At 65.6% G+C, this 26,241-nt stretch carries 22 protein-coding genes; 14 read left to right on the top strand and 8 right to left on the bottom strand.

All coding sequences use genetic code 11. The annotated features are described in order from the left end of the window. Positions 1 to 32: 32 nt before the first annotated feature. The gene (locus KH616_RS01890) at positions 33 to 2,117 is read right to left on the bottom strand and encodes a hypothetical protein (protein ID WP_292233203.1); all 2,085 of its coding nucleotides are present in this window, start codon (positions 2,115 to 2,117) and stop codon (positions 33 to 35) included. A 247-nt stretch (positions 2,118 to 2,364) separates the two neighbouring features. On the opposite strand from KH616_RS01890, the gene KH616_RS01885 reads away from it, so the two are divergent. Then, positions 2,365 to 3,483, top strand: a complete 1,119-nt coding sequence (locus KH616_RS01885) for a helix-turn-helix transcriptional regulator (protein WP_292233201.1) — start codon at positions 2,365 to 2,367, stop codon at positions 3,481 to 3,483. Positions 3,484 to 3,551: 68 nt separating this feature from the next. Here the strand turns inward: KH616_RS01885 and KH616_RS01880 are convergent, their stop codons facing one another. Genes KH616_RS01880 through KH616_RS01870 form a run of 3 tightly spaced genes read right to left on the bottom strand, consistent with a single transcriptional unit; the run spans position 3,552 to position 5,722 of the window. Continuing rightward, positions 3,552 to 4,094, bottom strand: coding sequence for a response regulator transcription factor (locus KH616_RS01880; RefSeq protein WP_292233199.1), 543 nt, complete (start codon positions 4,092 to 4,094; stop codon positions 3,552 to 3,554). 13 nt (positions 4,095 to 4,107) lie between these two features. Continuing rightward, entirely contained in the window at positions 4,108 to 5,427 is a 1,320-nt protein-coding gene (locus tag KH616_RS01875; protein ID WP_292233197.1) for an ATP-binding protein, read from the bottom strand. A gap of 43 nt (positions 5,428 to 5,470) precedes the next feature. Next, entirely contained in the window at positions 5,471 to 5,722 is a 252-nt protein-coding gene (locus tag KH616_RS01870) for a cysteine-rich CWC family protein (RefSeq protein ID WP_292233195.1), read from the bottom strand. Between the two features lie 234 nt (positions 5,723 to 5,956). Here KH616_RS01870 and argB point away from each other — a divergent pair, with 234 nt between their 5' ends. The 3 genes from argB to slmA are packed head-to-tail and all read left to right on the top strand — an operon-like array spanning position 5,957 to position 8,279. Further along, positions 5,957 to 6,856 (top strand): acetylglutamate kinase, encoded by a 900-nt coding sequence (gene argB / locus KH616_RS01865; RefSeq protein ID WP_292233194.1) that lies wholly within the window; start codon positions 5,957 to 5,959, stop codon positions 6,854 to 6,856. Continuing rightward, the gene (locus tag KH616_RS01860) at positions 6,853 to 7,644 is read left to right on the top strand and encodes a pyrimidine 5'-nucleotidase (protein ID WP_292233192.1); all 792 of its coding nucleotides are present in this window, start codon (positions 6,853 to 6,855) and stop codon (positions 7,642 to 7,644) included. Before argB ends, KH616_RS01860 begins: the two co-directional genes overlap by 4 nt. Further along, positions 7,611 to 8,279, top strand: coding sequence for a nucleoid occlusion factor SlmA (gene slmA / locus KH616_RS01855; protein ID WP_292233190.1), 669 nt, complete (start codon positions 7,611 to 7,613; stop codon positions 8,277 to 8,279). The genes KH616_RS01860 and slmA overlap by 34 nt, the downstream gene beginning before the upstream one ends. Before the next feature lie 572 nt (positions 8,280 to 8,851). On the opposite strand, the gene KH616_RS01850 is transcribed toward slmA, so the two are convergent. Then, a complete protein-coding gene (locus KH616_RS01850; RefSeq protein WP_292234671.1) occupies positions 8,852 to 9,037 on the bottom strand; it encodes a hypothetical protein in 186 nt (61 codons plus the stop codon). Here KH616_RS01850 and KH616_RS01845 point away from each other — a divergent pair. The 10 genes from KH616_RS01845 to KH616_RS01800 all read left to right on the top strand — a co-directional run bounded on the left by KH616_RS01845 (position 8,949) and on the right by KH616_RS01800 (position 22,789). Further along, complete coding sequence (locus tag KH616_RS01845) at positions 8,949 to 9,407, top strand: fimbrial protein (RefSeq protein WP_292233406.1); 459 nt, start codon at positions 8,949 to 8,951, stop codon at positions 9,405 to 9,407. The two genes, KH616_RS01850 and KH616_RS01845, sit on opposite strands and share 89 nt — an antisense overlap. A 127-nt stretch (positions 9,408 to 9,534) precedes the next feature. Continuing rightward, positions 9,535 to 10,266: a fimbria/pilus periplasmic chaperone gene (locus KH616_RS01840; protein WP_366834245.1), complete on the top strand. Its 732-nt coding sequence runs from the start codon at positions 9,535 to 9,537 to the stop codon at positions 10,264 to 10,266. 72 nt (positions 10,267 to 10,338) lie between these two features. Beyond that, the gene (locus tag KH616_RS01835) at positions 10,339 to 13,044 is read left to right on the top strand and encodes a fimbria/pilus outer membrane usher protein (RefSeq protein WP_292233185.1); all 2,706 of its coding nucleotides are present in this window, start codon (positions 10,339 to 10,341) and stop codon (positions 13,042 to 13,044) included. Between the two features lie 44 nt (positions 13,045 to 13,088). Beyond that, a complete protein-coding gene (locus KH616_RS01830; protein ID WP_292233182.1) occupies positions 13,089 to 14,081 on the top strand; it encodes a fimbrial protein in 993 nt (330 codons plus the stop codon). A gap of 219 nt (positions 14,082 to 14,300) precedes the next feature. Further along, positions 14,301 to 14,843, top strand: a complete 543-nt coding sequence (locus KH616_RS01825) for a fimbrial protein (protein ID WP_292233180.1) — start codon at positions 14,301 to 14,303, stop codon at positions 14,841 to 14,843. Between the two features lie 648 nt (positions 14,844 to 15,491). After that, the gene (locus tag KH616_RS01820; protein WP_292233177.1) at positions 15,492 to 18,347 is read left to right on the top strand and encodes an autotransporter outer membrane beta-barrel domain-containing protein; all 2,856 of its coding nucleotides are present in this window, start codon (positions 15,492 to 15,494) and stop codon (positions 18,345 to 18,347) included. A 280-nt stretch (positions 18,348 to 18,627) separates the two neighbouring features. Further along, on the top strand, positions 18,628 to 19,773 hold the full coding sequence (locus tag KH616_RS01815; RefSeq protein ID WP_292233173.1) for a homoserine O-acetyltransferase: 1,146 nt from the start codon (positions 18,628 to 18,630) through the stop codon (positions 19,771 to 19,773). Beyond that, positions 19,770 to 20,378, top strand: a complete 609-nt coding sequence (gene metW, locus KH616_RS01810) for a methionine biosynthesis protein MetW (RefSeq protein ID WP_292233169.1) — start codon at positions 19,770 to 19,772, stop codon at positions 20,376 to 20,378. The genes KH616_RS01815 and metW overlap by 4 nt, the downstream gene beginning before the upstream one ends. Before the next feature lie 103 nt (positions 20,379 to 20,481). After that, positions 20,482 to 21,795 carry an AmpG family muropeptide MFS transporter gene (locus tag KH616_RS01805; RefSeq protein ID WP_292233167.1) on the top strand — a complete coding sequence of 438 codons (1,314 nt, stop codon included), beginning with the start codon at positions 20,482 to 20,484 and terminating at the stop codon, positions 21,793 to 21,795. Further along, positions 21,785 to 22,789 (top strand): M48 family metallopeptidase, encoded by a 1,005-nt coding sequence (locus KH616_RS01800; protein ID WP_292233163.1) that lies wholly within the window; start codon positions 21,785 to 21,787, stop codon positions 22,787 to 22,789. Before KH616_RS01805 ends, KH616_RS01800 begins: the two co-directional genes overlap by 11 nt. A 149-nt stretch (positions 22,790 to 22,938) precedes the next feature. Here KH616_RS01800 and KH616_RS01795 read toward each other — a convergent pair whose 3' ends face one another. The 3 genes from KH616_RS01795 to gatB form a co-directional block, all read right to left on the bottom strand. Continuing rightward, entirely contained in the window at positions 22,939 to 23,712 is a 774-nt protein-coding gene (locus KH616_RS01795) for an exodeoxyribonuclease III (protein WP_292233161.1), read from the bottom strand. 102 nt (positions 23,713 to 23,814) lie between these two features. Further along, positions 23,815 to 24,654 (bottom strand): PPK2 family polyphosphate kinase, encoded by an 840-nt coding sequence (locus KH616_RS01790; RefSeq protein ID WP_292233159.1) that lies wholly within the window; start codon positions 24,652 to 24,654, stop codon positions 23,815 to 23,817. A 112-nt stretch (positions 24,655 to 24,766) separates the two neighbouring features. Beyond that, the gene (gene gatB / locus KH616_RS01785) at positions 24,767 to 26,239 is read right to left on the bottom strand and encodes an Asp-tRNA(Asn)/Glu-tRNA(Gln) amidotransferase subunit GatB (RefSeq protein ID WP_292233403.1); all 1,473 of its coding nucleotides are present in this window, start codon (positions 26,237 to 26,239) and stop codon (positions 24,767 to 24,769) included. Positions 26,240 to 26,241: the final 2 nt, after the last annotated feature.

Raw genomic sequence — 26,241 nt, 5'->3', positions numbered from 1 at the left:
GCGCGTCGGCCTCATCCGTTCAGGCGTGCCCGTCACCGGTCATATTCGACCGACGTGGTGAACAACATGTCGAACGGATCCGTCCAGGACAGACTGGCGTACGAGAAATCCGTGCTGCCCGTCCAGCCCGCCACCGAAGGAAATGCCACGCCCTGATCGCCCGGCACGTCGAGCGTCACCGTCGCGCCCGGCTGCGTCGGCGCAGGCCGCGCGGAACCGCTGACGAAAACGGCCGACGGCTGGCCCGACGCCGTCGCGCGAACCTGCACATTGGCATGTCTGACGAACGGCACGCCGGCTTGCGACGTCCAGCTCAACGGGAAGGTCGCGCCGCCCGCAAACGTGCTGGCCGTCCCCGGCGACAGCCGGTCGCGTGATGCCTGCGCGGGCTGCTGCCATTGATACTGGCGCAGTTGTTCCGGTGCGGGCGATGGGGTGCGCAGCCGCACCGTATAGTGCTTCGCCGGTGCCGCGGTATTGCCGTTCTGGTAGATGTCGACCGTATAGGCGCTGAACGGCTTGATGTCCGCCAGCTCGGTCGCGCTCAACTGCGGCTTCGCCCATGCGGTGTTGTTGCGCGGCGCATCGCCGGGCCACGTGAATGCGCCCTCGTTGGCCGGATCCTGCGCGACGCCTGCCAGGCGATAGTTGTTGCGGCACTGGTTGCTCTTCGTCAATGCGGCAAGCTGGGCCGGCGTCTGCCCGCTCGCGATCTGCGCACGAATGTTGAGCGTGTCGCACGTGCCCGCCGACGGCTGGAGGAACACGCCGTTGCGCAAGCCCGGGCCATTGACGATCGCGAAGTCCACGGCGACGCCCGCGGCATCGACGACGCCGACCTGCAGGTTCATCGAGTCGACGAACGCGTTGGTGCCAGTGGACTGATTCGCCGGATTCAGCCAGTCCCACCGCTGCGCATTGGCATTCACCTTGCTCAGCACCGCCCGCTGGTTGCCGACCACGCGCCAGCCGGTGTCGCCGCTCGCGCGGCTGCCTGCCTGCACGGCCAGCTGCACGTGCTGCTGCATGCCGTCTCGAATGCCGTCGGTGCGCGTCCACGCCAGCTTGACCCACATCGTGTCGCTCGCCGTGACGCGGATCACCTCCGGCAGGCTGAAGCTGGCGTTGTTCATCGCATTGTCCGCCACGATGCCCGGCGTGCCGCCGGGTGAGGAGCCGAACTCCTGTTCAGCCGACATCCCGTTGTTGAGATAGGTGGACAGCACGCCTGCATTCAATGCGCCGGACGCGACATCGTCGACGAAAATCCCGGCGCAGGCCGGCACGTTGCCGGCCACTCGCGATGCACCGGTCGACCCGGCAAAGCACTGATTGAGGGCGGTCTGCAACCCGGCCAGATCGCTCGCGCTCGGCAGGTTCGATACCGCGACGCCATTGATGGTGGCGACGGCCGGCAGGCTCGCCTTGTCGCTGGCCTGCGGCGCGACGCCGGGTGCCAGCTGAAGCTGCGCAGGCGTATCGCTGGACGCACCCGCCACCGAACTGATCTGCACCCCGCCGTCCGGCAGCACGTTGATCTTCAACTGATCGAGCAACTTGTCGAGTCCCGGCCCGCCCGCTGTGAGCGGGCCCGAAATCAGGTCGACACCCGTGTTGCCGGTCGCAGCCAGCAAATCGGCCAGCGCGGCAGCGTAGGCCTGTTCGGTGCCGGCCACGGCCTGCGTCGTGACCTTGGTTTGCAGCAACCCGGTGTTACCCATCAATTTCGTGGGGTTATCGCCGATGAGGGTGGCCGCGATCGCATTCGTGATCGGCGTGATGTTGATCGTCTGCGTCCCGCCAGTCGCGCTGACCGCGATCAGCGTCGCCTGCGAATCGGCGACGTTGCCGAACGCGGACAGTGCGAACGGTGCGGTCATGCCGGTCACCGTGCAATGGAATGCGCCGGTCGTGGCATCGGCGGGACAGTCGACGGATTTGCCCGCCGCGTCGACCAGGGTCACCGTCGCGCCCTGCATGGCCGCGCCGGTCGCCGCGACGCCGCTGACGGTCTGCGCGGCGGGCGGCGCGCTCCCGCCCGACGACGAACTGCTGCCACCTCCGCAGGCAGACAACGCCAGCGCGGTCATACCGAGCACGACAGGTGCGAGCTTCATTTTTCATCCCCCGAAGACACTTCTGGTTAGTGCGTGACACCTGAGGCAGATGCACGCTGAATGGGCGGATTCTCGCAATGCCGATTTGCCCGCGCATCATCCAGGTGGATGAAAATCGGGAAAATGCAGAGCGTTTTCGGTCATTGACCTGTGATAGCCTGCACAACACTTCGCGGTTCGAATCAAAAACATTGGTCTGACAAAAAGCTCCCGGCAACTGACTCGTCATGCTTCGAGGAGAACCACAGTGTCACGCGATCAACTTATCGGGAATCTGTACGAAGCCGCGTTTCACCCCGAACGCTTTCTCGACGTCTTCCACGAAGTTATCGAAACGCTGGGCGCAAACGTTTTTCACATGTTCAGTTGGGATACGGCGCGCAATGCGCCGCAGTTCTCGATCTATTCCCCGCATGCCGAACTGGACGACATCATCGCCCGCTACGATCAGTACTACGGTGCACTCGATCCGCGTCGCAGCTTCGTCGAGAACGCGCCGATCGGCCAGTTCGTCTGCTGCCAGGATTACCTGACCGAAGAGGACGTCGCACGCAGCGAGTTCTTTCAGGATTTCCAGATCCCGTCCGGCATTCGCTATCTGATGGGCGTACGCTTCGCGCGGCCCGGCGGCGCCGACATCCTGCTCGGATTACTCCGGTCCCATGGCAGGACACCTTATTCATCCGACGAACGCGCCGCCATGGAAGGCATGACGGGACACCTGCAGCGCGCGATCAACCTCTGGCAGGACGCCAGCGTGCTGCATCGCGACGCCGCGCTCGGCGCCGAATTGATGGCGGATCTCGGGCTCGCCGTCTTCGCGCTGGATCGGCATTCGCGCGTCGTCTCCGTCAACCAGAGCGCCGAATCGATGCTGCGCTCGACGAGCTGTCTCAAGCTGGAGCACGGACATCTGAGCGCGGCGGTTGCGGCTCAGAACGACGCGCTGAAAGCGGCCATGGCGCGCGTGGCGAAAACCCGGAAAGGCGAAAGTCTGGCGTTGCAGCAATCACTGAATCACGCCCACGACGTTTTTCTCAGCATCTTTACGCTGTCCGGACAATCGATGCAGACGGCGTTTGGCGGTGAGAAGCTGATGATCACGGCGCGGCGGCGCAGCGCGCGCCCGCTCGTTGCCGCGCAACAGATCCGGCAGGCGTTCGGCCTGTCGAGCGCCGAAGCGGCGGTCGCGGAAGCCTTGATCAGCGGCAAGACACCCGACGAGTGCGCCGCTGCCGCGGGGGTATCGCTCGCCACCATCCGCACCCAATTGCGAGCGATCTATGAGAAAACCCGCTCGCGAACCCAGGCCGAGGCGGTGGCGACGATGCTCTGGGTCTTGCCACGCGATCCGCACAACGATTGAGCATCGCGGCACGGACGTCGTATCGCGAACGGCGCACCGGCGGCGCCGTCCGCGCAGCAGGATGCCGCTTACTGCCGCACCGGCTTCTTCGCCAGCTTGCGCTGCAGCGTGCGGCGGTGCATGTTCAGCGCGCGTGCGGTCGCCGAGATGTTGTTGCTGTTCTCCGCGAGGACGCGCTGGATGTGCTCCCATTCGAGCCGGTCGACCGACAGCACGACCGGATGCTCGAGCGCTTCGTCGGCCTGCACCTCGCTCGCGTTGGTCTGCAGCGCCGCGAGGATCGACTCGACGTTCGCCGGCTTCGCCAGATAGTTGTCCGCGCCTTCCTTCACCGCCTGGACCGCCGTCGCGATGCTCGCGTAACCGGTCAGCACGAGAATCCGCGCATCCGGCTGCAGATCGCACAGCGGCGCAATCAGACTCAGCCCCGAATCGTTGCCGAGATGCAGGTCGACGGTGATGAACTGGAATTTTTCCGCCGCCGCAAGCTTGAGCGCGGCCTCCTTGTCATGGGCCTGCTGGACGACGTAGCCGCGGCGCTCGAGGCCGCGCGCCAGCGTGCCCGCAAACACCGTGTTGTCGTCGATCACCAGGAAGTTGTTGTCGCTCATGAGATTTCTCCGTCTAGGTGTTGGGTGAGGCCTTGGTCCAGGCTTCGGGGCGCGCGATCGGCAGACGCAGTACGGCACGCGTGCCGCGCCTGAAATCGGTGTCCGCGGAACGCGCGCCCGCGGGGCGCGGCTTCGCGTCGGACAGCTCGATTTTTCCGCCGAGCCGCGCCGTCGCGCTGAATGCCAGGTACAGGCCTACCCCGTGCCCGCCCTGGGTGCTGTCGACCGGCATCTTGCCGAGCGTGTCGCGCAGCGTGACCGGAATGCCCGGACCGTCGTCGCATACTTCGAATTCGATATCTTTCCCTGCGCCGTCGCGCGTGATCTTGGCGGTGAGCGTCACATACTGCGGGCTCGCGCGCGCGGCATTGTCGAGCAGGATCGTCAGGATCTGGCCAGCCGCAACGGGATCATGAAGCTCGGCCCCCGCCGGCCGCGCACCGAGCAGTTCGAACTGCACGTGCGGATGCCGCAGCCGCCAGTGCTCGACGAACGTGTCGAGCCAGTCGTCGACCGGCTGGCGGCTCGGCGGCGCACTGGCGCGGCTGCGCAGCCGCGCGAGCGCCGACGTGCACAGCATCATCTGCTCCTCCAGCACCTTCAGATCGGCTTCGTAGCGGCCGAGTCCCGCGTCGGTGCGCGCGGCGTCGCGCAGTTCCTCGGTCAGCATCGCGATCGTCGACAGCGGCGTTCCCATCTCGTGCGCGACGGTCGCCGCCTGCACGCCGAGCGCCACCGCCCGCTCGTCGCGCAACAGGTGCTGCTGCGCCTCGCCGAGCGCGGCGTCGCGCTGGCGCAGTGCGCTCGACATGCGCGCGACGAACCACGCGATCAGGCCGACGCTGACCATGAAGTTCACCCACATCCCCGCGCGATAGTAGTCGAACAGGTTCGCCGGATTGTCCAGGTTGAGCGGCACCGAATCGAAACCCAGCGCCGCATAGCACGTGACGGCGAACGCCGAGAGCCAGATCATCATGTGCCACGGCAGCACCGCCGCGGCGATCGCGAGCGACGGCAGGTACAGCGACACGAACGGATTCGTCGTGCCGCCCGACAGGAACAGCAGCGCGGACAGCGCGCCCAGATCCACCCACAGCTGGCCGAGCAGCTCGATATCGGTCTCCGGCCGCGCGCGCAGCACGCGCACCCATGTCAGCCCGTTGAACACGATCTCGAGCGCGATGATCATCAGCATCGCCGGCAACGGCAGATGCACGCCGAAATAGGTCTCGACGACGCCGATCGTCACGAGCTGGCCGATGATCGCCAGATTGCGCAGCCAGAAAAGGTGGCCCAGATTGACGCGGCCCGTAGTGGTAATTCGTTGCATGCGCGCAGTTTACCTGTTTAACCGGGGCGCCAAGCCGAAGTGCCTAGCCATGCGCCCCCGATTGACCGTCTTTTTCACGGTCTGCCGCGACGTGCCGGACAATATCGTCCGCGAGACATTCCGGGCACAGGCAACGCGCGCCGCGCGCCGGCTGCGCGCCGGGCGGCATCGCCGGCATCGACGCGCACCAGCAGTCGAACGGGCGCGTATGCGCGCCGCAGTCGAAACTGCGGCCACAGCGCGGGCAACGGGCGCGGCCCGGATCGGGCCGGCGGTCGTCGGTGGATTCGGTCATGGAGAAACAGGGGACGGCGGGCGCTGCGGCGCCCAACGGTTCAAGGATAGCGCGACGGCCGGATCCTGCAGGGCAGGCCCGCCTGACTGCGCCGGGCGCGGGCGGCAATCATCGTCAATCGCCGGCAGGTGCTCGCCGGGCGTGCCTGCCGGCCGTCCCAAAATCCCGATGCTGCGCTTCGCCACTCCTGTACAATTCGCCGTGTTTCAACCGTTCCCAGCCAGAGCCGCCGTCATGTCCGAGCCTATCGACCTCTCGCAGATCGCCCCCACGCTGAAAGCCGAAATCCTCGCGGAGGCGCTGCCGTACATCCGCCGTTACCACGGCAAGACCGTGGTCATCAAATACGGCGGCAACGCGATGACGGAAGAGCGGCTCAAGCAAGGCTTCGCCCGCGACGTGATCCTGCTGAAACTGGTCGGCATCAACCCGGTGATCGTCCACGGCGGCGGCCCGCAGATCGACCAGGCGCTGAAGAAGATCGGCAAGCAGGGCACCTTCATCCAGGGCATGCGCGTCACCGACGAAGAAACGATGGAAGTCGTCGAGTGGGTGCTGGGCGGCGAGGTCCAGCAGGACATCGTGATGCTGATCAACCACTTCGGCGGCCACGCGGTCGGCCTGACGGGCAAGGACGGCGGCCTGATCCATGCGCGCAAGCTGCTGATGCCGGACCGCGAGAATCCGGGCGAGTATATCGACATCGGCCAGGTCGGCGAGGTCGATGCGATCAATCCGGCGGTCGTGAAGGCGCTTCAGGACGACGCGTTCATTCCGGTGATCTCGCCGATCGGCTTCGGCGCCGACGGCCTGTCGTACAACATCAATGCCGACCTGGTCGCCGGCAAGCTCGCCACGGTGCTGAACGCCGAAAAGCTGCTGATGATGACCAACATCCCGGGCGTGATGGACAAGGACGGCAACCTGCTCACCGATCTGTCGGCACGCGAGATCGACGCACTGTTCGCGGACGGCACGATCTCGGGCGGCATGCTGCCGAAGATCTCGTCGGCGCTCGACGCCGCGAAGAGCGGCGTGAAGTCGGTGCACATCGTCGACGGCCGCATCGAGCATTCGGTGCTGCTCGAGATCCTCACCGACCAGCCGTTCGGCACGATGATCCGCTCGCATTGAACACCCGCCGCCCGCCCTCCGCGCCAGGCCAGCAGCATCCGACGCTGCGCCGGCGCGTGTCGCGCAGCCGGCCCCGCGCCGGCGCGCCGGTGTGGCTCTTCGATCTCGACAACACCCTCCACCACGCATCGCACGCGGTCTTTCCCGAGATCAACCGTGCGATGACGCAATACATCATCGACGCGCTCAAGGTCGAGCGCGCCGAAGCCGACCGGCTGCGCACCGGCTATACGCAGCGCTACGGCGCGGCGCTCCTCGGCCTCACGCGCCATCACCCGATCGATCCGCACGATTTCCTGCGCGCCGTCCACACGTTCGACGACCTGCCCGCGATACTGCGCGCCGAGCGCGGCCTGGCGCGCCTCGTCGCCGCGCTGCCCGGCCGCAAGTTCGTGCTGACCAACGCGCCCGAGGACTACGCGCGCGCGGTGCTGCGCGAGCTGCGCATCGAGCGGCTGTTCGAGCGCGTGATCGCGATCGAGCACATGCGCGACCGCCGCGCATGGCGCGCGAAGCCGGACAGGACGATGCTGCGCCGGACGCTGCGCGCCGCCAATGCGCGGCTGGCCGACGCGATCCTCGTCGAGGATACGCGCAGCCACCTGAAGCGCTACAAGCAGCTCGGCATCGGCACGATCTGGATCACCGGGCATCTGCCGGGCCATTTGCCGGGCACCGGCCGCCCGCACTATGTCGACCAGCGCATTCGTTCGCTAAAATCGCTGCGACTGGGCACTCGATCGGGGCGACAGAAATGCAGCCGACTCACTCGCAGGACCAAGCCGTAACGGAAAGCCAGACAACGCCCACCCGGGCGCGGGCGCGCCCGAAGCCGGGCGAGCGCCGCATGCATATCCTGCAGACGCTCGCGTCGATGCTCGAGGCGCCGAAGCGGGAGAAGATCACGACGGCCGCGCTCGCGGCCCGGCTCGACGTATCGGAAGCGGCACTCTACCGCCACTTCGCGAGCAAGGCCCAGATGTTCGAGGGGCTGATCGAGTTCATCGAGGAAACGTTCTTCGGCCTGATCAACCAGATCGCCACCAAGGAGCCCGACGGCGTGCAGCAGGCGCGCGCGATCGCGCTGATGCTGCTCAATTTCGCGGCGAAGAATCCCGGCATGACGCGGGTGCTGACTGGAGAAGCGCTCGTCGGCGAGCACGAACGGCTCGCCGAACGCGTCGACCGGATGCTGGAGCGGATCGAGGCGTCGGTGCGGCAATGCCTGCGCGTCGGGCTGCTCGAGCGCAATGCGGCCGGCCCCGGCGGCGCCGGGCCCCTCCCGGACGGCTACGACCCGGCCGTGCGCGCGAGCCTGCTCGTCGGCTACGTGCTCGGCGCATGGCAGCGCTACACGCGCAGCGGCTTCACGAAACCGCCCGGCGAACGCGCCGACGAGAAACTGCAACTGATCCTGCAGTAACGCACGCCGCACGGCGGCCACGCACCGTCGTGCCGTCGTGCCGGCGTGCTGTCGTGCCGGCGTGCCGGCGTGGCGATGACCCGCCGCCACGCGTCGCACGCGACCGCTGCCGATCTCGCCCGCGCGATGACGCGGCATTTCATCGACACCCTGCAGACCTAGCACGCACCGGGCCACGCAAGCGGGCATGCCGCTCGCCTGACCGCCATACCGCCTCGCGACACCGTCGCCGCGCCTTCCTCTCGCCGATCCTCACAGCGTCCCATTCCCGGTCGCATGCTCTGCGTCCGCGGCCGGCATACCGTGCGCGCATCCCCATTATCAAAAAATAACTGCGCGATTATCTTCAAATAAACAAATCAAGATAACTCAGCTCAATCAATCAGAACATCGAATAAGACCTATTCATTCAAAATTTTTCGTACTCGACCAATTGATTAGATCACGTTGATCCGGTGATGATTTCCCAGAAATTTTTCTTTCATTTTGAAAATTCCGGAGCACTCGAATGAAAAATGATTGAAACATTTCAAATTCGCTCATAACCAACTTGTGAGATTCAGAATGATGGGTCAATTTTCGTCAAAACAATTATCCCGGGCGCTGCGCGCCGCCTTGCTGACGGCCGGCATCTGCGCATTGCCGGCCGTGCATGCCGCTGACGGCACCATTTCGCTGGCGGGAGAAATTTCCGGCCAGACGTGCTCGATTTCCGGCAATGGCGGCGGCAAGGATTTCACCGTGAAGCTGCCCGACATCGTCGCTTCGTCGCTCGGCTCCGACGGTGCGACGACCGGCGCCACCGCCTTCGACATCACGCTGTCGAACTGCACGCCGGGCTCGGGCAACGTGTCGACCTACTTCGAGCCCGGCACGACGATCAACACGGCAACCGGCCAGCTGAAGAACACCTCGGGCACGGCGGCGAACGTCGAAATCGGCCTGCTCAACAAGGACAAGAGCGCGATCAAGCTGGGCTCCGCGCATCCGGCGCAAAACTCCAAATATGTGCCGATCGCGTCGGGCTCGGCGAAGCTCGAGTACTACGCGCAATACGTCGCTTCGGGCGGCGGCGCCGGCTCAGGCACCGTCAATACATCCGTCCTTTATTCGCTCATTTACCAATAAACGTCGGCAGATCGCGGCGATCGGATTCGCTCATCTCGAATATTCCGGTCGCCGAATTTCCCCCAGCCAGTCATTCCGTTCGACCCAAATGCAGATGACAAGAAAATCCCGAAAATGGAAAGCGTGGATGCTCGCCACAGTAGCGACGGCGTTGCTCGGCGCCGGAAACGGTCACGCGAGCGTCGTCATCGGCACCACGCGCGTGATCTACCAGGAAAAGGACCGCGAAGTCACGGTCAGACTGACCAATGACGGGAAGCACCCGGCGCTGGTTCAGGCATGGATCGACTCGGGCAATCCGAACGCGTTGCCTGACGACACCAAGACGCCCTTCATCCTGACGCCGCCCCTTTTCCGCATCGATCCCAACCAGGGCCAGAGCCTGCGCCTGCTCTACACGAAAGAGCCGCTCGCACAGGACACGGAATCGTTGTTCTGGCTCAACGTGCTGGAAGTGCCGCCTCAGGTGGAAAGCGACGAAGCACAGCCGAACGCGCTGCAGCTTGCGTTCCGCACGCGCATCAAGCTGTTCTTCAGGCCCGCCGCGCTGCAAGGCGAAGTGGCCGACGCGCCGTCGCAAGTGACCTGGAAGCTCGCGCGCATCGACGGCGGCCGTTATGGCCTCGAGGCACACAACCCCACGCGTTACCACGTCACGTTCAGCCGCGTCGCGATCAAGACGCGTGACGCCGTTCGGACGAATTCGGTCGGCGGCATGATCGCCCCCGGCGCGACCGCCACGTTCGGCATCGACGGCCTGACGGCCGTGCCGGCCGGTCCGCTCGAGGTCGACTACACGTTTCTCGACGATTACGGCACGGGCGTGACAGGCCACGCGACGCCGCAACCCTCCCGATAGATCGCGCCCACCCGACGGGTCACCACGCAGTCGAACACACGGAAATTCATCACCAACGGGGTCCTCGACAGGATGCGCAAGTCAATCAAGTCGCGCGCGCGATTGCAGTCCGCGCTCAAGCCGAGTCACGCATGCGTGCTGGCGGCGCTCGGCAGTCTCGCCGCCATGGATGCCGGTTCGGCGGCCGCGTCGGAGGCATCGCCGGCCACCGAAGTGCGCTTCAGCGATGCGCTGCTGCTGAAAGGCAAGGACCAACGCATCGACCTATCGCGGTTCGCGCGCGGCAACCCGGTCGCGCCCGGCGAATACCTGGTGGATATCGTGCTGAACGACAACTGGATCGGTCGCTCGACCGTCCGGTTCGTCGGCCAGCCTGGCAGCGACAGCGCGTCGCTGTGTGTCGACGCATCGCTCGCGACGCGTTTCGCGCTGTCCGACACCGCGCTGTCCGACACCGGCCGCGCCGAACTGGCAAGGATCCGCGCCGGTGAGTGCGGCGATCTCTCCCGGCTCACCGAGGGCGCGTCATACCGTTTCGACATGGCCGATTTCCGGCTCGAGCTCACCATTCCGCAAGTCGCGTTGCAGCGCAATCCACGCGGGTATGTCAGCCCCGAGCTGTGGGACGCGGGGATTCCATCGGCCACGCTCAAGTACAACTTCAACGCCTATCGCTCGTCGTCCTCCGGCTATACGAACGAGCAGGTCTATCTTGGCCTGAACGGCGGGATCAATGTGGCCGGCTGGCATCTGCGGCACAGCGGATCGTATGCGTGGAGTTCAGGCAGCGCCGCCAGCTACCGAACCGTCGCGACCTACGTTCAGCGCGACTTGCCGGCGCTGCGCAGCCAGATCACGCTCGGCGAGGTATTCACCGATGGCTCGATCTTCGACAGCATCGGCATCCGGGGCGTCACGATCGCCAGCGACGACCGCATGCTTCCCGACTCGCAGCGCGGCTACGCGCCGCTGATTCGCGGCGTGGCCAACAGCAACGCGCACGTGAAGGTTTCACAGAACGGCAACACGCTGTATGAAACCAACGTGCCGCCCGGCGCATTCGAAATCAACGACCTCTACCCGACCGGCTACGGCGGCAACCTGCTGGTGACGATCACCGAGGCGAACGGCAGCACCCGCAGCTTCACCGTGCCGTATGCGTCCGTTGCGCAGTCCCTGCGGGCGGGCATCACGCGTTTCAGCGCTGCGCTCGGCCAAGTGCGCGAGGATCCGATCGACGCGCACCCGAACCTCGCGCAGGCCACGATCCAGCACGGTTTCAGCAATCTTTTCACCGGCTACGCGGGCGCGATCGCCGCACGCGGCTATGTGGCCGGGCTGGTCGGCACCGCGCTCAATACGCCGTGGGGCGCATTTGCCGTCGATTTCACCCAGGCGAAGGCCGAGATTCCCGGGGCGTCCGCCACGAGCGGCCAGAGCGTTCGGCTCACCTACAGCAAACTGGTGCCGTCGACCGACACCAATATCGCCATCGCCGCGTACCGCTATTCGTCGCGCGGCTTCTGGACGGCCCGCAACGCGATGTATGCGCGCAGCCGCGTGTCGTCCGGCGCCCGCGCGGACGATCTCAATCGCGAACGCAGCCAGATCCAGCTGACGCTGAATCAGAATCTCGGCACGCGCTGGGGCAGCGCGTACGCGATCGGCTCGATGCACAACTACTGGAATCGCCAGGGCACGTCGGCCGAACTTCAGCTCGGCTACAACAATACGCTGAGGATCGCGGGTCACGACCTGAACTACAACCTGTCGTTTTCACGGCAGCGTGACGGGTTTTCGCGCGACTTCAACAACCAGATCTACGCCAACCTGTCTATTCCGCTCGGCAGGCGTGCGAATGCGCCGACCCTGTCGGCGTCGCTGTCGCAGGATACTCGCGGCGGCGCATCCCAGCGGATCGGACTGACAGGCTCCGCCGGCGAGAACAGCGAATTCTCGTATGGCGTGACGGTCAATCGCACGTCCGGCTCGCGCGACGGCAGCGGAACCGTGCAGTACCGCAGCCCGTATGCGAGCTTGTCCGCGAGTGCGACGGCGGGCGTCGGTCAATCGCAGTTCTCGGCGGGGTTGTCCGGCGCATTCGTCGCGCATTCCGGCGGCGTGACGCTGGCCAACGACCTCGGCGATACGGCCGGCCTCGTCGAGGCCAAGGATGCGAAAGGCGCATCCATCACGAACGCCGCGGGCGTACGCATCGACGGCCGCGGTTACGCGATCGTTCCGAATCTGTCGCCGTACACGATCAATACGATCAACATCGACCCGAAGGGCATGCCGCTCGACGTCGAACTGGAATCGACCAGCCGCCAGGTCGTGCCGCGCGCGAATACCCTGGTGGCGGTGCGCTTCGCGACGGCCACCGGCCGCGCGGCGCTCATCACACCACGCCTTCCGAATGGCAAGCCGCTCCCGTTCGGCGCCAGCGTGGTCGACAGCAACGGCACGAACGTCGGTGTGATCGCCCAAAGCAGCTACCTGTTCGTCAGGGGCATTCCGGATGCCGGCGTCCTGACGGCGAAATGGGGTAACGGTCCTCAGGATGCCTGCTCATTTTCCTACCGGCTTCCGTCCGCACCGCAGAAAAACACGGGCTACACCCGCATCGATGCGACCTGCGGGCACGGCGCGTTTGCCGACGCGCCGTCATACGCGATCCCGCTGACCGACCGGGTGACCGAAGACGGTGACAGCCATGCCTCCCTTTCGACGCGGCATGCCGACGGCGGCCCATCTCAATTCCAGGATATTTCGCAATGACCCGATCAGCGCAATGCAGACACTTTGTCCTTGGGCTGTGCGCCATGTCGCTGGCCCTGGCATGGGCCGCTCCGGCCAGCGCGCAAGTGGCGACCAACTGCCGCCTCTCGCCGGTACCCGTCTATTTCGGCTTTCCGGCGTCGGTTTCCGTACCGATCGGCGCGCCCAACGGAACCGTGCTGGCCGCGACGACCGTGTCCGTCAGCTATACCTGTCCGGGCATGAGAAGTCCGGCCGGCTGGAGCTTCACCTATCGCGCCCTCTTCAAGCCCTCCCCCGACGTCCAGGGCGATCTGTACTCCTCCACCGGCAATAACGGCCTGGCGATCCGGGTGACCAACCTGAATACCGGCCAGCAAATGAAAAACGATCTGAGCTATGGACTCGCGCAGTGGATGCCACCCATTACGGGATCCGCACCGGTCTCCGGAACGCTGGATGTCAAATTCGAACTCGTGAAACTCAACGACCTGATCTACAACCAGCCATCGGCCGGTTGGCAGGGATCCATACTGTTCGGGGATTTCAGGGTTATCAACAACGGCAACCCCAACTATTACACGTCGTCCAACATCTACTGGACGTCTGTCGGAATGAGTATCAGGCCGGTACCGCGGAGCTGCAGGGTCACGTCGCAAACCACCAACGTGCCGCTGAAGAAAATCTGGACGTCCGAATTGCCGGCGCCCAACACGACGGCGGGCGATACGCCCTTCCATGTCGGCCTGTCCTGCTCGGCCGGGACGAACGTCTTCGTCACGCTGACCGATCTCACGAACCCCGGTAATACGACCGACCAGCTGTCGCTCGCCACGGGCTCCACCGCGTCCGGCGTCCGGCTTCGCCTGTTGAGGCCAAACGGCGTGCCGGTCAGCTTCGGGCCGGACAGCGCCTCGGCCGGCAATCCAAACCAGTGGTACGTCGGTCCATCGTCCAGCACGACGGGCATTCCATTGACAGCCCAGTACATCTCGACCGGCCCCGTGACGGGTGGCGTGGTCAAGGGGCTGGCGTCGTTCACGCTGAACTACCAGTGAACGCCGGCCAGCAGCGGCGCGCGCATCGCGCGCGTCCGGCAAAACGCTCGCCCGGCATCGTTTCCACGCCGGTCGACAACCTGTTTCCGGGCGCTTCCGCTGGAGAAGCATCCGGATGCTCTCGGTGACGCGGATTTCCGGAAACCGGTTCGACCGTGTTCGGAACGCGGAGCCGGCCACTTCGCTTCATTCACTCATCAATATCCATTTGGAGAACATATGAAAGCCACCCTTCGCTCGCTCGTCGCCGTGGCGGCGCTCGCATCGCTCGCCCCGTCGATTTCGCATGCCGCCGACGGCTCGATCACGTTCACGGGCAAGATCGGGGCCCAGACGTGCAAGATCAACGGCAACGGCACGGGCGGCGCTAACTTCCTCGTCACGCTGCCGAAGGTGTCGACGTCGTCACTGGCGCAAGGCGGCACCACGGCCGGCCGCACGCCGTTCTATATCAGCCTGTCGAACTGCACGCCTGCCGCGGGCAACGTGTACACGCACTTCGAGCCCAGCGCGACCATCAACGCGTCCAGCGGCAACCTGCTCAACAAGGAGGGCACTGCATCGAACGTCGAGGTGAGCCTGCTGAACAACCCGGACATGAGCATCATCAAGCTGGGTATGGACGCCGAGAATTCGAAGCCGGTCGCGCTCAACAACGGGGCGGCCACGCTCTCCTATTTCGCCCAATACGTGGCGATGGGCGGCGCGGCGACGACGGGTACGGTCAAGACGTCCGCCCTGTACTCGATCGTGTATCAATAACGATCCAGCTCGACAGCCTGCGCCTGAAGCGATTTGGGCACGCAGGATGCCTGTGAATGGCCTGACGCATGCCGGCAACGTGGCTTGATCACGGACGTTGCCGGCGTACGACGGCAACGTGGAAGAGGCACCGCATCGCTGCCCGGCATCCGGCCGCACTCGATGGCAGCCGCCCCGACCGGGGCACCACTTTTCCGCCTCACGCAGAATCCGTTCGCATCCCTAATCCCTAGATAGTCAACCGACACCGCTTCGGCCTGTGCCATACCGGCGCTCGCGGCGCATCCGTGCGCCGCCTGCCAGCCCGAACCCGGGCATGCAACCCGGTGCGGCCCCGCCCCGCTGCGCGACACCCGCGCATCGCACGCGATTTGCGCACGCCCGACTGCGCCACCGGTTTGCTCCCTTGCCGTCACCGCGCTTCCCGGCACGCGCAAAACAGACGCGTCCTATTGCTCCAAATTATCCCAATACGTTTAATTTTATCTTTCACACTTCCGACCCACACCCATGAATGAATCGAGCCAGCCCAACCGGAAAGCGCATGCCGTAGGACGGCGTGCCAGATTCGGCCCCCGTGCAATGCCCGACATGCGAAGCACGACGCCCCCGGTGCCGAAATCCGCCTGTTCCGCATGGATCCTCGCGATGATGGCACCGCTGTCCGCGGGCGCCCAAGTCGTCAACAACCCGCAGCATGCAATCGGCACGCACCTCGAAATCGCCGCAGGCGATTACGCCACCATCGACCACACGCAGCATGTCCTGAATGCCAGCCAGGGCGGCTTGCTGACAGCCAAAGGGCCGGTGCGCGTGTTCTCGAAGGGGATCGGCGCAAACGGCATGCTGGCCGAAGCCGCGGGCGCCCGCATCGAACTGCACGACAGCGAGATCCACACGACCGGGGATGTCGCCTACGGCATCCGCCTTTTCAACGGCGGGAGCGCGCTGTTCGAGCACTCGACCATCAACACGCTCGGCGAGTACGCCACTGGCGTCTACATTTACGGCCCCGGCGGCCGGATCGACATGTCCGGCGGCTCGATCGACACGCTCGGGAAGGAGGCGCACGGCGTCTACCTCGGCCCCGGCCCGGGATCCTCCATCGCGATCGCCGATACGCGGATCCGCACCGTCGGCCCGTTCGCGCACGGCATCGCGTCCGACTACGACGGAAACCGCTCCACGCTGGACCGGATCGACGTCACGGCGGAAGGCGAATATTCGTCGGCGATCAACCTGTCGGGGAAGAACACGATCGCGATCACCGACTCGACGCTGCGCACGAACGGCAAGATCGCGCCGGGCCTGAACGTGCGCGAAGGCGTCGTGAAGATGGCGCGCACCGACGTGATGACAAGCGGGGAAAGCGGGCACGGTCTCTATGTATTCAAGGAGTACGACAGCCCCGCCTCGGTCGACATGGTCGACTCGAACATTGCCACGTCCGGCTTCGGCGCGGTCGGCGCGTTCGTGCGTATCGGCGCCCGGGTCGCACTGGAACGCGGCGGCATCAAAACCGGCGGCGACAAGGCCATCGGCGTGGTGACCGTCGGCAAGGACACGACCACGCGTATCGTCGACGGCACGGTCGCCACGAAGGGCGCCCGCGCGCACGGCATCTATGCCAGCTACGGCGGCATGCTCGACCTGCGGAATACGGACGTCCGGACGGAAGGCTCGGAAGCGGCGGGCGCAGTCGTCCTCGGCAGCGAGCTGAGCCTCGACGGCGGCTCAATCGTCAGCGCGCAAGGCAATGCGATCATCGCGAACGCGGGCGTCATCCATGCGACGAACGGCGCACGCATCGAAGGCGGCAACGGCACGTTGCTGGCTGTCGACGCCGAGGACGCCCAGCCAGTGCAATTGACGCTCGACCATGCCGCCAGCGCCAGCGGAAACATCGTCAATCTGCCCACCGACGACGGCAGCGTGACACCCGCCGTGACCGACCTGGCGATGTCCCGTGGCGCCGCGTGGCAAGGTGCGACACAAACGGTTAATGCGTTGTCGATGGAGCAGGGCAGCCTGTGGCGCATCACCGGCGACTCGACCGTGCAATCGCTCACGCTCGACGATTCCACGATCGCATTCGCCCCGCCCATCGGCAACACCCACAAGCAGCTCGTCGTTCAGGGCGACTACGCGGCGCACAACGGCAAAGTCGTCCTGCACACGACGTACGGCGACGATCTTTCGCCGACCGACACACTCGTGATCGACGCCGGCCATGCTTCCGGCAATACCGGGCTCATCGTGAAGCGCTCCGGCGGCGAAGGCGCCGCGACGACCATCGGCATTCCGCTCGTCGAAACCCGCAACGGCGGCACGACCGATGCAAAGGCCTTCGTGCTCGATGCCGCGTCCGACGGCTATCGCCAGGATGTCGGCACGATTTCGGCGGGCGGCTACGACTACATGCTGACGCGTGGCGGCCGTGCGGGCCATGCGGACGACTGGTATCTCGTTTCCGCGGCCAAGCCCGTGCCACCCGAACCGATCGAACCCGAGACCGTGCCCCCGTCGCCGCCCACTTTGCGCGCCGTTGCGCCGGAACCGGACGCCTACCTCGCCAACACGGACGCGGCAATCCTGATGCCGATTCATACGCTGCATCAGCGCGAGGATCAGACGCTGCGCACCGAGACGGACGGACAGCGGCTCGACGGCGCCGTCTGGCTGCGTGCGGAAGGACAATCGACTTCGTTCGGCGGCCGCAGCGTCAGCGGCAATGGCCGCCTGATTCACGCGGGCGCGGATCTGCTTCGGTTCGAAGACAGCCGTGGCGGCAGCGTCCGGATCGGCACGATGGGCATGTACGGGAGCAACACGACCTGGTCGACCCGCCCGCTCTGGAATCCGAATGCGCAACGCTACGCATCGGCCACGGCGCGCGGCAGCGTCGACGGCTACAACGTCGGCCTGTACGGAACGTGGTATGGCAACCGGGACATCCTGACCGGCCCCCATGTCGACACCTGGCTGATGTACGGCGCCTACCACAACAGCGTCGGCGGCAGCCTGCCCGGAGACAGCTACCGGTCGAGAACGGTCGCGGCGTCGATCGAGGCCGGCTATTCGTTCGGCATCCACAGCGACGGCAACTCGCGCTTTTTCGTCGAACCCGGCGCGCAGATCGTATACGCCCACTATCATGCGGTCGGGCACCACTCGCCGGGCGGCTACATCGGCGTGCAGCGCTCGAACGACGTGCTGACGCGTCTGGGCGTGCGCGTGCATGGCGTCACGTCGGTCACGCCGACTCAGGAGCTGCGGCCATTCATCGAGGCCAGCTGGTGGCACGGCCCCGGGTCGCACACCCTGACGGTCGACGGCAATCCGTTCGAACTCCGCTTGCCGCGCGATCGCGCCGAAATCAAGGTCGGCGCAACGGGGCAGCTCACCCGGCATCTGGCCGTCTCGGCCAGTATCGGCGTGCAGTCCAATCTGGCGAACTACGCCGTCTTCAGAGGTCAGCTCGCAGCGAAATATCGCTGGAAATGATCGCCTGCATCGGGCCGCCCCCGGCAGCGGCACCGCCCGCTGCCGGGGGCGGCTGCTTCCCGCGCCGGCATTTTCCGCTATACTCTGCCGACTGCCGCCACCCTGGCGGCATGTCGGAAGCGCGCCGATTTGCTGACTCGATTGCGGGCGCGCGAACCGGCCGGGGCATCGATCCCGGCGGTTCACTACAAATGCGGCTAAAGAGGTCGTCAGCCGCGCTTTTTCGACTCCGCGCATCGCCGACACCATTTAGCCGCCCAGTGACCAAGAGGCGGAACGAATGGAATCGATCGGCATCGTCGCTCCACAGACCATGCATTTCGCCGAACCGCTGCGCCTGCAAAGCGGCAGCGTGATCGGCAACTATCAACTCGTCGTCGAGACATACGGCGAGCTCAATGCCACGCGTTCGAACGCGGTGCTCGTCTGCCACGCGCTCAACGCGTCGCACCACGTCGCCGGCGTCTACGCGGACGATCCGCGCAGCACCGGCTGGTGGGACAACATGGTCGGCCCCGGCAAGCCGCTGGACACCAACCGGTTCTTCGTGATCGGCGTGAACAATCTCGGCTCGTGCTTCGGCTCGACCGGCCCGATGAGCATCGATCCATCCACCGGCAAACCGTACGGCGCGCGCTTTCCCGTCGTGACCGTCGAGGACTGGGTGCACGCGCAGGCGCGCGTCGCCGATGCGTTCGGCATCGAGCGCTTCGCCGCGGTGATGGGCGGCAGTCTCGGCGGCATGCAGGCGCTCGCGTGGAGCCTGATGTATCCGGAGCGCGTCGCGCACTGCATCGACATCGCGTCGACACCGAAGCTGTCCGCGCAGAACATCGCATTCAACGAGGTCGCGCGCTCGTCGATCCTGTCCGATCCCGATTTTCATGGCGGCGACTACTACGCGCATGGCGTGAAGCCGAAGCGCGGCCTGCGTGTCGCGCGGATGATCGGCCACATCACGTATCTGTCCGACGACGACATGGCCGAGAAATTCGGCCGCGCGCTGCGCCGCGCCGACGGTGCGCTCGACGCGTACAACTTCAGCTTCGACGTCGAGTTCGAGGTCGAGTCGTACCTGCGCTACCAGGGCGACAAGTTCGCCGACTACTTCGACGCGAATACCTACCTGCTGATCACGCGCGCGCTCGACTATTTCGATCCGGCGAAGGCATTCGACGGCAACCTGACCGCCGCGCTCGCGCAGACGCAGGCGAAATACCTGATCGCGAGCTTCTCGACCGACTGGCGCTTCGCGCCCGCGCGCTCGCGCGAGATCGTCAAGGCGCTGCTCGACAACAAGCGGACGGTGACCTACGCGGAGATCGACGCGCCGCACGGCCACGACGCGTTCCTGCTCGACGACGCGCGTTATCACAACCTGATCCGCGCCTATTACGACCGGATCGCCAACGAGGTGGGTGCATGAACCAGCAAGCGCTGAACTCCCTGTCCGCGCGCGCGGATTTTCGCGCGATCGCCCGCTGGGTCGAGCCGCGCTCGACGGTGCTCGATCTCGGCTGCGGCGACGGCTCGCTGCTGTCGCTGCTGATGGAGGAACTCGACGTGACCGGCTACGGCGTCGAGCTGAACGATGCCGGCGTGCTCGCGAGCACGAAGAACGGCATCAACGTGATCCAGCAGAACCTTGAGGACGGCCTGCGCCTGTTCGAGGACCACAGCTTCGACTTCGCGATCCTGTCGCAGACGCTGCAGACGATTCACCAGACCGCCGCGATCCTGCGCGAAACGGCGCGCGTCGGCCGCGAATGCATCGTGTCGTTCCCGAATTTCGGCTACTGGGCGCATCGGCTGTCGGTGCTGCGCGGCCGGATGCCGGTGTCGAAGTCGCTGCCGTACCAGTGGCACAACACGCCGAACGTCCGTGTGCTGACGATCAAGGATTTCGAGGCGCTCGCGCCCGAAGTCGGCGTCACGATCCTCGATCGCGTCGTGCTGCATGAAGGCCAGCCGATTCGATGGGGAGCGAACTGGCGTGGTAGTCTTGCTGTCTATCGCGTCAAGCGCAGCTGAGCCGGAAAGCCGTTGACGCACGGCGCCGCTCGCCGCGCGCCGCCCGGGCCGGCGCGGTACGCTGCCGCCCCGCTCCAACGTCAACGCTATCCAGTTCCAGTTCATGTCGAAAACGCCACACGAGGCGCCTGCACTCACCGCTCACGAGGATCACCCCGGCTGGCGAGCCTTCCTGAACACGCACATGCTGATCTGCGTGTTTCTCGGCTTCACGTCCGGGCTGCCCCTTTTCACGCTCGTCTATCTCGTGCAGGCATGGCTGCGCTCGGAAGGCGTGAACCTGAAGGAAATCGGCCTGTTCGCGCTGATCCAGTTCCCGTACACGTGGAAATTCCTGTGGGCGCCGCTGATGGACCGTTACATCCCGCGGCTGCCCGGGTGGCGGCCCGGCCGCCGCCGCGGCTGGATGCTATTGACGCAGGTGCTCGTCGCGGGCGCGATCGCCGCGCTCGGCTTCGTGTCGCCGCGCGATTCGATCTGGACGGTCGCCGCGCTCACCACGCTCGTCGCATTCTTCGGCGCGAGCGCCGACATCGTGATCGACGCGTATCGCCGCGAATTGCTGCGCGACACCGAGCAGGGCCTCGGCAACGCGGTGCACGTCAACGCGTACAAGGTCGCGGCGCTGATTCCCGGCTCGCTGTCGCTGATCCTCTCCGATCACCTGCCGTGGGACGCCGTGTTCGCGTTCACCGCCGCGTTCATGCTGCCGGGCATCGTGATGACGCTCCTCGTGCGCGAGCCGGCCGTGACCGGCGCGCCGCCGCGCAACCTGCGCGACGCAGTCGTGCTGCCCTTCCGCGAATTCATCCAGCGCGACGGCTGGGCCGGCGCACTGCTCGTCATCGCGTTCATCTTCCTGTTCAAGCTCGGCGACACGATGGCGACGACGCTGTCGACGTCGTTCTTCCTCGATATCGGCTTCAACAAGACACAGATCGGCGTGATCGCGAAGACAACCGCATTCTGGGCGAGTCTCGCGGGCGGCATCGTCGGCGGCGTCTGGCTCATGAAGATCGGTATCGCGCGCGGGCTGTGGATTTTCGGCATCCTGCAGATCGTGTCGACGCTCGGCTTCGCATGGCTCGCGAAGGCCGGCGCGCAACCGGTGCTGATGGGCGCGGTGTACGGCTTCGAGACGTTCTCGACGGGCCTCACGCTCGCCGCGTTTACCGCGTACATCGCGAGCACCACCGATCCGCGCTACACGGCGACGCAGTTCGCGCTGTTTACGAGTCTCGCGTCGGTGCCGCGCACGCTCGCATCCGCCGCAAGCGGTTTCATCGTCGCGCAGATCGGCTGGTTCGACTACTTCCTGCTGTGCGCCGCACTCGGCATTCCCGGGATGCTGCTGCTGTTCAAGGTCGCGCCGTGGAACGGCGACGCGCGCAACGACGAGGTCGCCCGTGCGCAATGACGTCCTGCGCCGCGCGGCGCGCGCGGCCGCGGTGCTGGCGTTCGGCGTCGCCACGCTGGGCGCGCCCGTGACCCATGCCGCCGAAGAGGACGCACCGGCTTCGCCCGGCTCGTCCACATCGGTTCCGGCGGGCAATGCCGCGGCAGTGCCCGGCGCCGCGACGCCCGCACAGCCGGGTGCGTCGACGTCGCAACAGGTCCGCCTCGGCAAGGCGATCGCATTCCGTACGCTGATTCCGTCCCCGCTGCTCGAGCAGCTCACGGCGAACGAATACACGCAGATCGTGGAGATCGCCGCGCAGAGCAACCGCCTGCTCCCGGCAAACCAGCCGCGCGTGAAGCGCGTGCGCGAGATCGTCGCGAAACTGGCGCCGTATTCGGTCAAGTGGAACGAGCGCGTCAAGGACTGGACGTGGGCCGTGAACGCGATCCGCTCGCGCGATATCCGCGTGTCGTGCCTGCCCGGCGGCAAGATCCTCGTCTATGGCGGTGTGCTCGACCGCGTCCGCCTGAACGACGACGAACTCGGCGTGCTGCTCGCGCACGGTATCGCGCACGCGCTGCGCGAACATGCGCGCGGCGGCTTCAGCGATCCGTCGCAGACGTCGTTGCGCGCCGCGTCGCTGCCGCCGCTGTTCGGCGTCGGCGATCCGCTGCCGCAGCCGCTCAATCTCGGCAATCGCCTGCAAACGCTGCGCTACGATCCGACCGACGAAACCGAGGCCGACGTGATCGGCGGCGACATCGCCGCGCGCGCCGGCTTCGATCCGCGTGCGGCGCTTACGCTGTGGGACAAGCTCGCAGTCGCGACGCGCAGGAACAAGGACACGGGGTTCATCTACACGCATCCGTACGGCAACGCGCGCCGTCAGGATCTGCTGAACCGCCTGCCGGATCTGATGCCGCTGTACGCGAAGGCGATCGGCAAGCGTCTCGACACGTTGCCGGATTACGCGGGAATCAGCGCGCAGCGGCACAAGATCGCACGGCATTGAGCGTGCGATCGCCAAGCAAAAAGGGCTGAGTCCTGTGCCGCACAGAACTCAGCCCTTGTCGGCCTGACGCCGCTGAACCGTCCCGCTTCAGGGATTCAGCTCACCTCTCAGCCCGTCTTGCATTCGACGTACGCCGCGCACGGCGCGAATCACGTCTTGTAGTCGTAATCCACCGTCAGCGGCGCATGATCGCTGAACTTGATGTCGCGGAAGATCGACGTGCTTTTCGCTGTTTCCGCGATACCCGGCGTCGCGATCTGGTAATCGATCCGCCACCCGACGTTCTTCGCATACGCCTGGCCGCGGTTGCTCCACCACGTGTACTGCTCGGGACGCGGATCGAGCGTGCGGAATACGTCGACATAACCAACGTCGTCGAACAGCTTCGTCAACCACGCGCGCTCCTCCGGCAGGCAGCCCGAATTCTTCTGGTTGCTCTTCCAGTTCTTGATGTCGATTTCCTTGTGGACGATATTCACGTCGCCGCACAGGATCACTTCACGCTTCGCCTTCAGCTCGGCAAGGTGCGGCATGAACGCGTCCATGAAGCGGTATTTCGCCTGCTGCCGCTCGTCGCCGCTCGAACCGGACGGCACATACACCGACACGATCGACAGATTGCCGTAGCGCGCTTCGACGTAGCGTCCCTCGGAATCGAACTCGCTGCTGCCGAAGCCGATGATCACATCGTCCGGCTCGCGGCGGCTGTACAGTCCCGCACCGCTGTAGCCTTTTTTCGCGGCATGGTGAAAGTAGCTCCTGTAGCCGTGCGGTTCGATGAATTCTGCCGGCAGGTCGTCGGCCGACACCTTGATTTCCTGCACGCAGACGCAGTCGGCTTCCTGCTCGCCGAGCCAGTCGAAGAAACCTTTTTTCGCGGCGGAGCGGATGCCGTTCAGGTTGGCGGTAATTACACGCAGCATGTCGATTGGGTTTCCGTTCTGAGTTCGTTGATTCGTATCGTAGCGCCCGGGCGGCCACACCTCGCCGGCCGCACCTCGCCGGCCGCATCCGGGCAGCGCCATCTAGCGGATCTTCACGCCTTCGAGTTCCGGTTTCGGCGGCGGGAATTCCAGCTTCATGTCGGTCATCGTGCGCAGCAGCAACTCGGCGATCATCACGTTGCGGTGCGTCTTCGAGTCCGCCGGGATCACATACCACGGCGCATGTTCGGCCGATGTCGCGGCAAGCGCGTCGCGGTACGCGGCCTGGTACGCATCCCAGTGCCCGCGCGCGTCGAGATCGGCGATGTCGAATTTCCAGTGCTTGGTCGGATCGTCGATACGCGCCTGCAAGCGCTCGCGCTGCTCGTCCTTCGAGATGTGCAGGAAGCACTTGACGATCGTCGTGCCGTTTTCGGCGAGCATGTCCTCGAACTGGCGGATCTGCCGGTAGCGGCGCACGCATTCGGCTTCGTCGATCGTGCCGAGCACGCGCGGCACGAGCACGTCTTCGTAATGACTGCGGTTGAAGATCGCCAGCTCGCCCGCCGCCGGCGCCTGCGCATGCACGCGCCACAGAAAGTCGTGCGCGGCCTCGACCGGCGTCGGCGCCTTGAACGGCACGATACGCAGGCCGAGCGGATCGACGTCGCGGAACACGGCGCGTATCGTGCCGTCCTTGCCGCTCGTGTCCATGCCCTGCAGCACCAGCAGCACGCGCTTTCTCGGCTGGGTATGCAGCCGTTCCTGCTGCATGTCGAGCTCCATCGAGATCACCGACAACCGTTCGCGGTCGGTTTCCTTCGCGCCGGACGAGAACGGCTTCGCGGACGTATCGAATGCATCGAGCCTGAACGCGGCGGCTTCCTTCTCATGCGCGTGGAACGGCACCCGGTAGTCGTCGAGTGACGGTTGCTTCGCCATGCGATCCTCCGTGTGAAAGTGCGACGCGCGCAGCCGCGTTCGCATCAAGTGAAACGGGCCGCCTCGAACTGCGGTTCGGCGGCGGCCCGTCGGCTAAGCGCGGTTCGCGCGCTTAGCCGAGCTTCTTCTTCAGCAGTTCATTGACCTGCTGCGGGTTCGCCTTGCCCTTCGTGGCCTTCATCGCCTGGCCGATCAGCGCGTTGAACGCCTTCTCATTGCCGGCGCGGAACTCCTCGACCGACTTCGCGTTCGCCGCGAGCACCTCGTCGATGATCGCCTCGAGCGCGCCGGTGTCGGAAATCTGCTTCAGGCCCTTCGCGTCGATGATGCGATCGGCTGCCGCGTCGTCGGTCGCTTTCTCGTCCCAGATCGTCGCGAAGATTTCCTTCGCGATCTTGTTCGAGATCGTGCCGTCCGCGATCCGCTGCAGCAGCAGCGCGAGCTGCGCCGCCGACACCGGGCATGCGTCGATGTCGATGCCGTCGCGGTTCAGCTGCGACGACACATCGCCCATCAGCCAGTTCGCCGCGATCTTCGCGTTCGCCGCGCCGGCCTTCGCGACCACGGCCTCGAAGTACGCGGCCATCGCCTTGCTCGACGTCAGCACGCCGGCGTCGTACGCGGACACGCCGTACTGCCCGGCGAAACGCTGCTGCATCGCCGCCGGCAGCTCGGGCATCTCGCCCTTCACGCGCTCGACCCAGTCCGCGCCGATCACGAGCGGCATCAGGTCCGGATCGGGGAAGTAGCGGTAGTCGTGCGCGTCTTCCTTGCTGCGCATCGAGCGCGTCTCGCGCTTGTCCGGGTCGTACAGGCGGGTTTCCTGCACGACTTCGCCGCCGTCCTCGATCAGTTCGATCTGGCGGCGCACTTCGAAGTTGATCGCTTCCTCGAGGAAGCGGAACGAGTTCAGGTTCTTGATCTCGGCGCGCGTGCCGAACTTCTCCTGGCCGACCGGACGCACCGACACGTTCGCGTCGCAGCGGAACGACCCTTCCTGCATGTTGCCGTCGCAGATGCCGAGCCACACGACGAGGCCGTGCAGCGCCTTCGCATACGCGACCGCCTCGGCGGCGCTGCGCATTTCCGGCTCGGTGACGATTTCGAGCAGCGGCGTGCCCGCGCGGTTCAGGTCGATGCCCGTCATCCCCGCGAAGTCTTCGTGCAGCGACTTGCCCGCATCCTCTTCGAGGTGCGCGCGGGTCAGGTTGACCGTCTTCGAATACGCGTCCTTGCCGGCCTTTTCATTGGCGGGCACCTGGATCGTGATCTGGCCGCCCTGCACGACCGGAATCTCGTACTGGCTGATCTGATAGCCCTTCGGGAGATCCGGATAGAAGTAATTCTTGCGCGCGAAGATACTGCGCGGCGCGACGGTCGCGCCGATCGCGAGGCCGAAGCGGATCGCCCGTTCGACCGCGCCGCGGTTCAGCACCGGCAGCACGCCCGGCATCGCGAGATCGACCGGGCAGGCCTGCGTGTTCGGTTCCGCGCCGAACTGCGTCGGCGCGCCCGAGAAGATCTTCGAGACGGTCGACAGCTGCGCGTGCGTCTCGAGACCGATAACAACTTCCCATTGCGTCATGA

Source organism: Burkholderia sp., assembly GCF_018375725.1.
Classification (GTDB): Bacteria; Pseudomonadota; Gammaproteobacteria; order Burkholderiales; family Burkholderiaceae; genus Burkholderia.
This window is presented reverse-complemented; position numbering and strand designations above follow the sequence as displayed.

Excerpts from the sequence above, each read along its gene's own strand:
- KH616_RS01890 (WP_292233203.1), bottom strand. The coding sequence starts at position 2,117 with ATGAAGCTCGCACCTGTCGTGCTCGGTATGACCGCGCTGGCGTTGTCT.
- KH616_RS01880 (WP_292233199.1), bottom strand. The coding sequence starts at position 4,094 with ATGAGCGACAACAACTTCCTGGTGATCGACGACAACACGGTGTTTGCG.
- KH616_RS01875 (WP_292233197.1), bottom strand. The coding sequence starts at position 5,427 with ATGCAACGAATTACCACTACGGGCCGCGTCAATCTGGGCCACCTTTTC.
- KH616_RS01870 (WP_292233195.1), bottom strand. The coding sequence starts at position 5,722 with ATGACCGAATCCACCGACGACCGCCGGCCCGATCCGGGCCGCGCCCGT.
- argB (WP_292233194.1), top strand. The coding sequence starts at position 5,957 with ATGTCCGAGCCTATCGACCTCTCGCAGATCGCCCCCACGCTGAAAGCC.
- slmA (WP_292233190.1), top strand. The coding sequence starts at position 7,611 with ATGCAGCCGACTCACTCGCAGGACCAAGCCGTAACGGAAAGCCAGACA.
- KH616_RS01850 (WP_292234671.1), bottom strand. The coding sequence starts at position 9,037 with ATGTCGGGCAGCTTCACGGTGAAATCCTTGCCGCCGCCATTGCCGGAA.
- KH616_RS01840 (WP_366834245.1), top strand. The coding sequence starts at position 9,535 with ATGCTCGCCACAGTAGCGACGGCGTTGCTCGGCGCCGGAAACGGTCAC.
- KH616_RS01835 (WP_292233185.1), top strand. The coding sequence starts at position 10,339 with ATGCGCAAGTCAATCAAGTCGCGCGCGCGATTGCAGTCCGCGCTCAAG.
- KH616_RS01830 (WP_292233182.1), top strand. The coding sequence starts at position 13,089 with ATGTCGCTGGCCCTGGCATGGGCCGCTCCGGCCAGCGCGCAAGTGGCG.
- KH616_RS01825 (WP_292233180.1), top strand. The coding sequence starts at position 14,301 with ATGAAAGCCACCCTTCGCTCGCTCGTCGCCGTGGCGGCGCTCGCATCG.
- KH616_RS01820 (WP_292233177.1), top strand. The coding sequence starts at position 15,492 with ATGATGGCACCGCTGTCCGCGGGCGCCCAAGTCGTCAACAACCCGCAG.
- KH616_RS01815 (WP_292233173.1), top strand. The coding sequence starts at position 18,628 with ATGGAATCGATCGGCATCGTCGCTCCACAGACCATGCATTTCGCCGAA.
- metW (WP_292233169.1), top strand. The coding sequence starts at position 19,770 with ATGAACCAGCAAGCGCTGAACTCCCTGTCCGCGCGCGCGGATTTTCGC.
- KH616_RS01805 (WP_292233167.1), top strand. The coding sequence starts at position 20,482 with ATGTCGAAAACGCCACACGAGGCGCCTGCACTCACCGCTCACGAGGAT.
- KH616_RS01795 (WP_292233161.1), bottom strand. The coding sequence starts at position 23,712 with ATGCTGCGTGTAATTACCGCCAACCTGAACGGCATCCGCTCCGCCGCG.
- KH616_RS01790 (WP_292233159.1), bottom strand. The coding sequence starts at position 24,654 with ATGGCGAAGCAACCGTCACTCGACGACTACCGGGTGCCGTTCCACGCG.
- gatB (WP_292233403.1), bottom strand. The coding sequence starts at position 26,239 with ATGACGCAATGGGAAGTTGTTATCGGTCTCGAGACGCACGCGCAGCTG.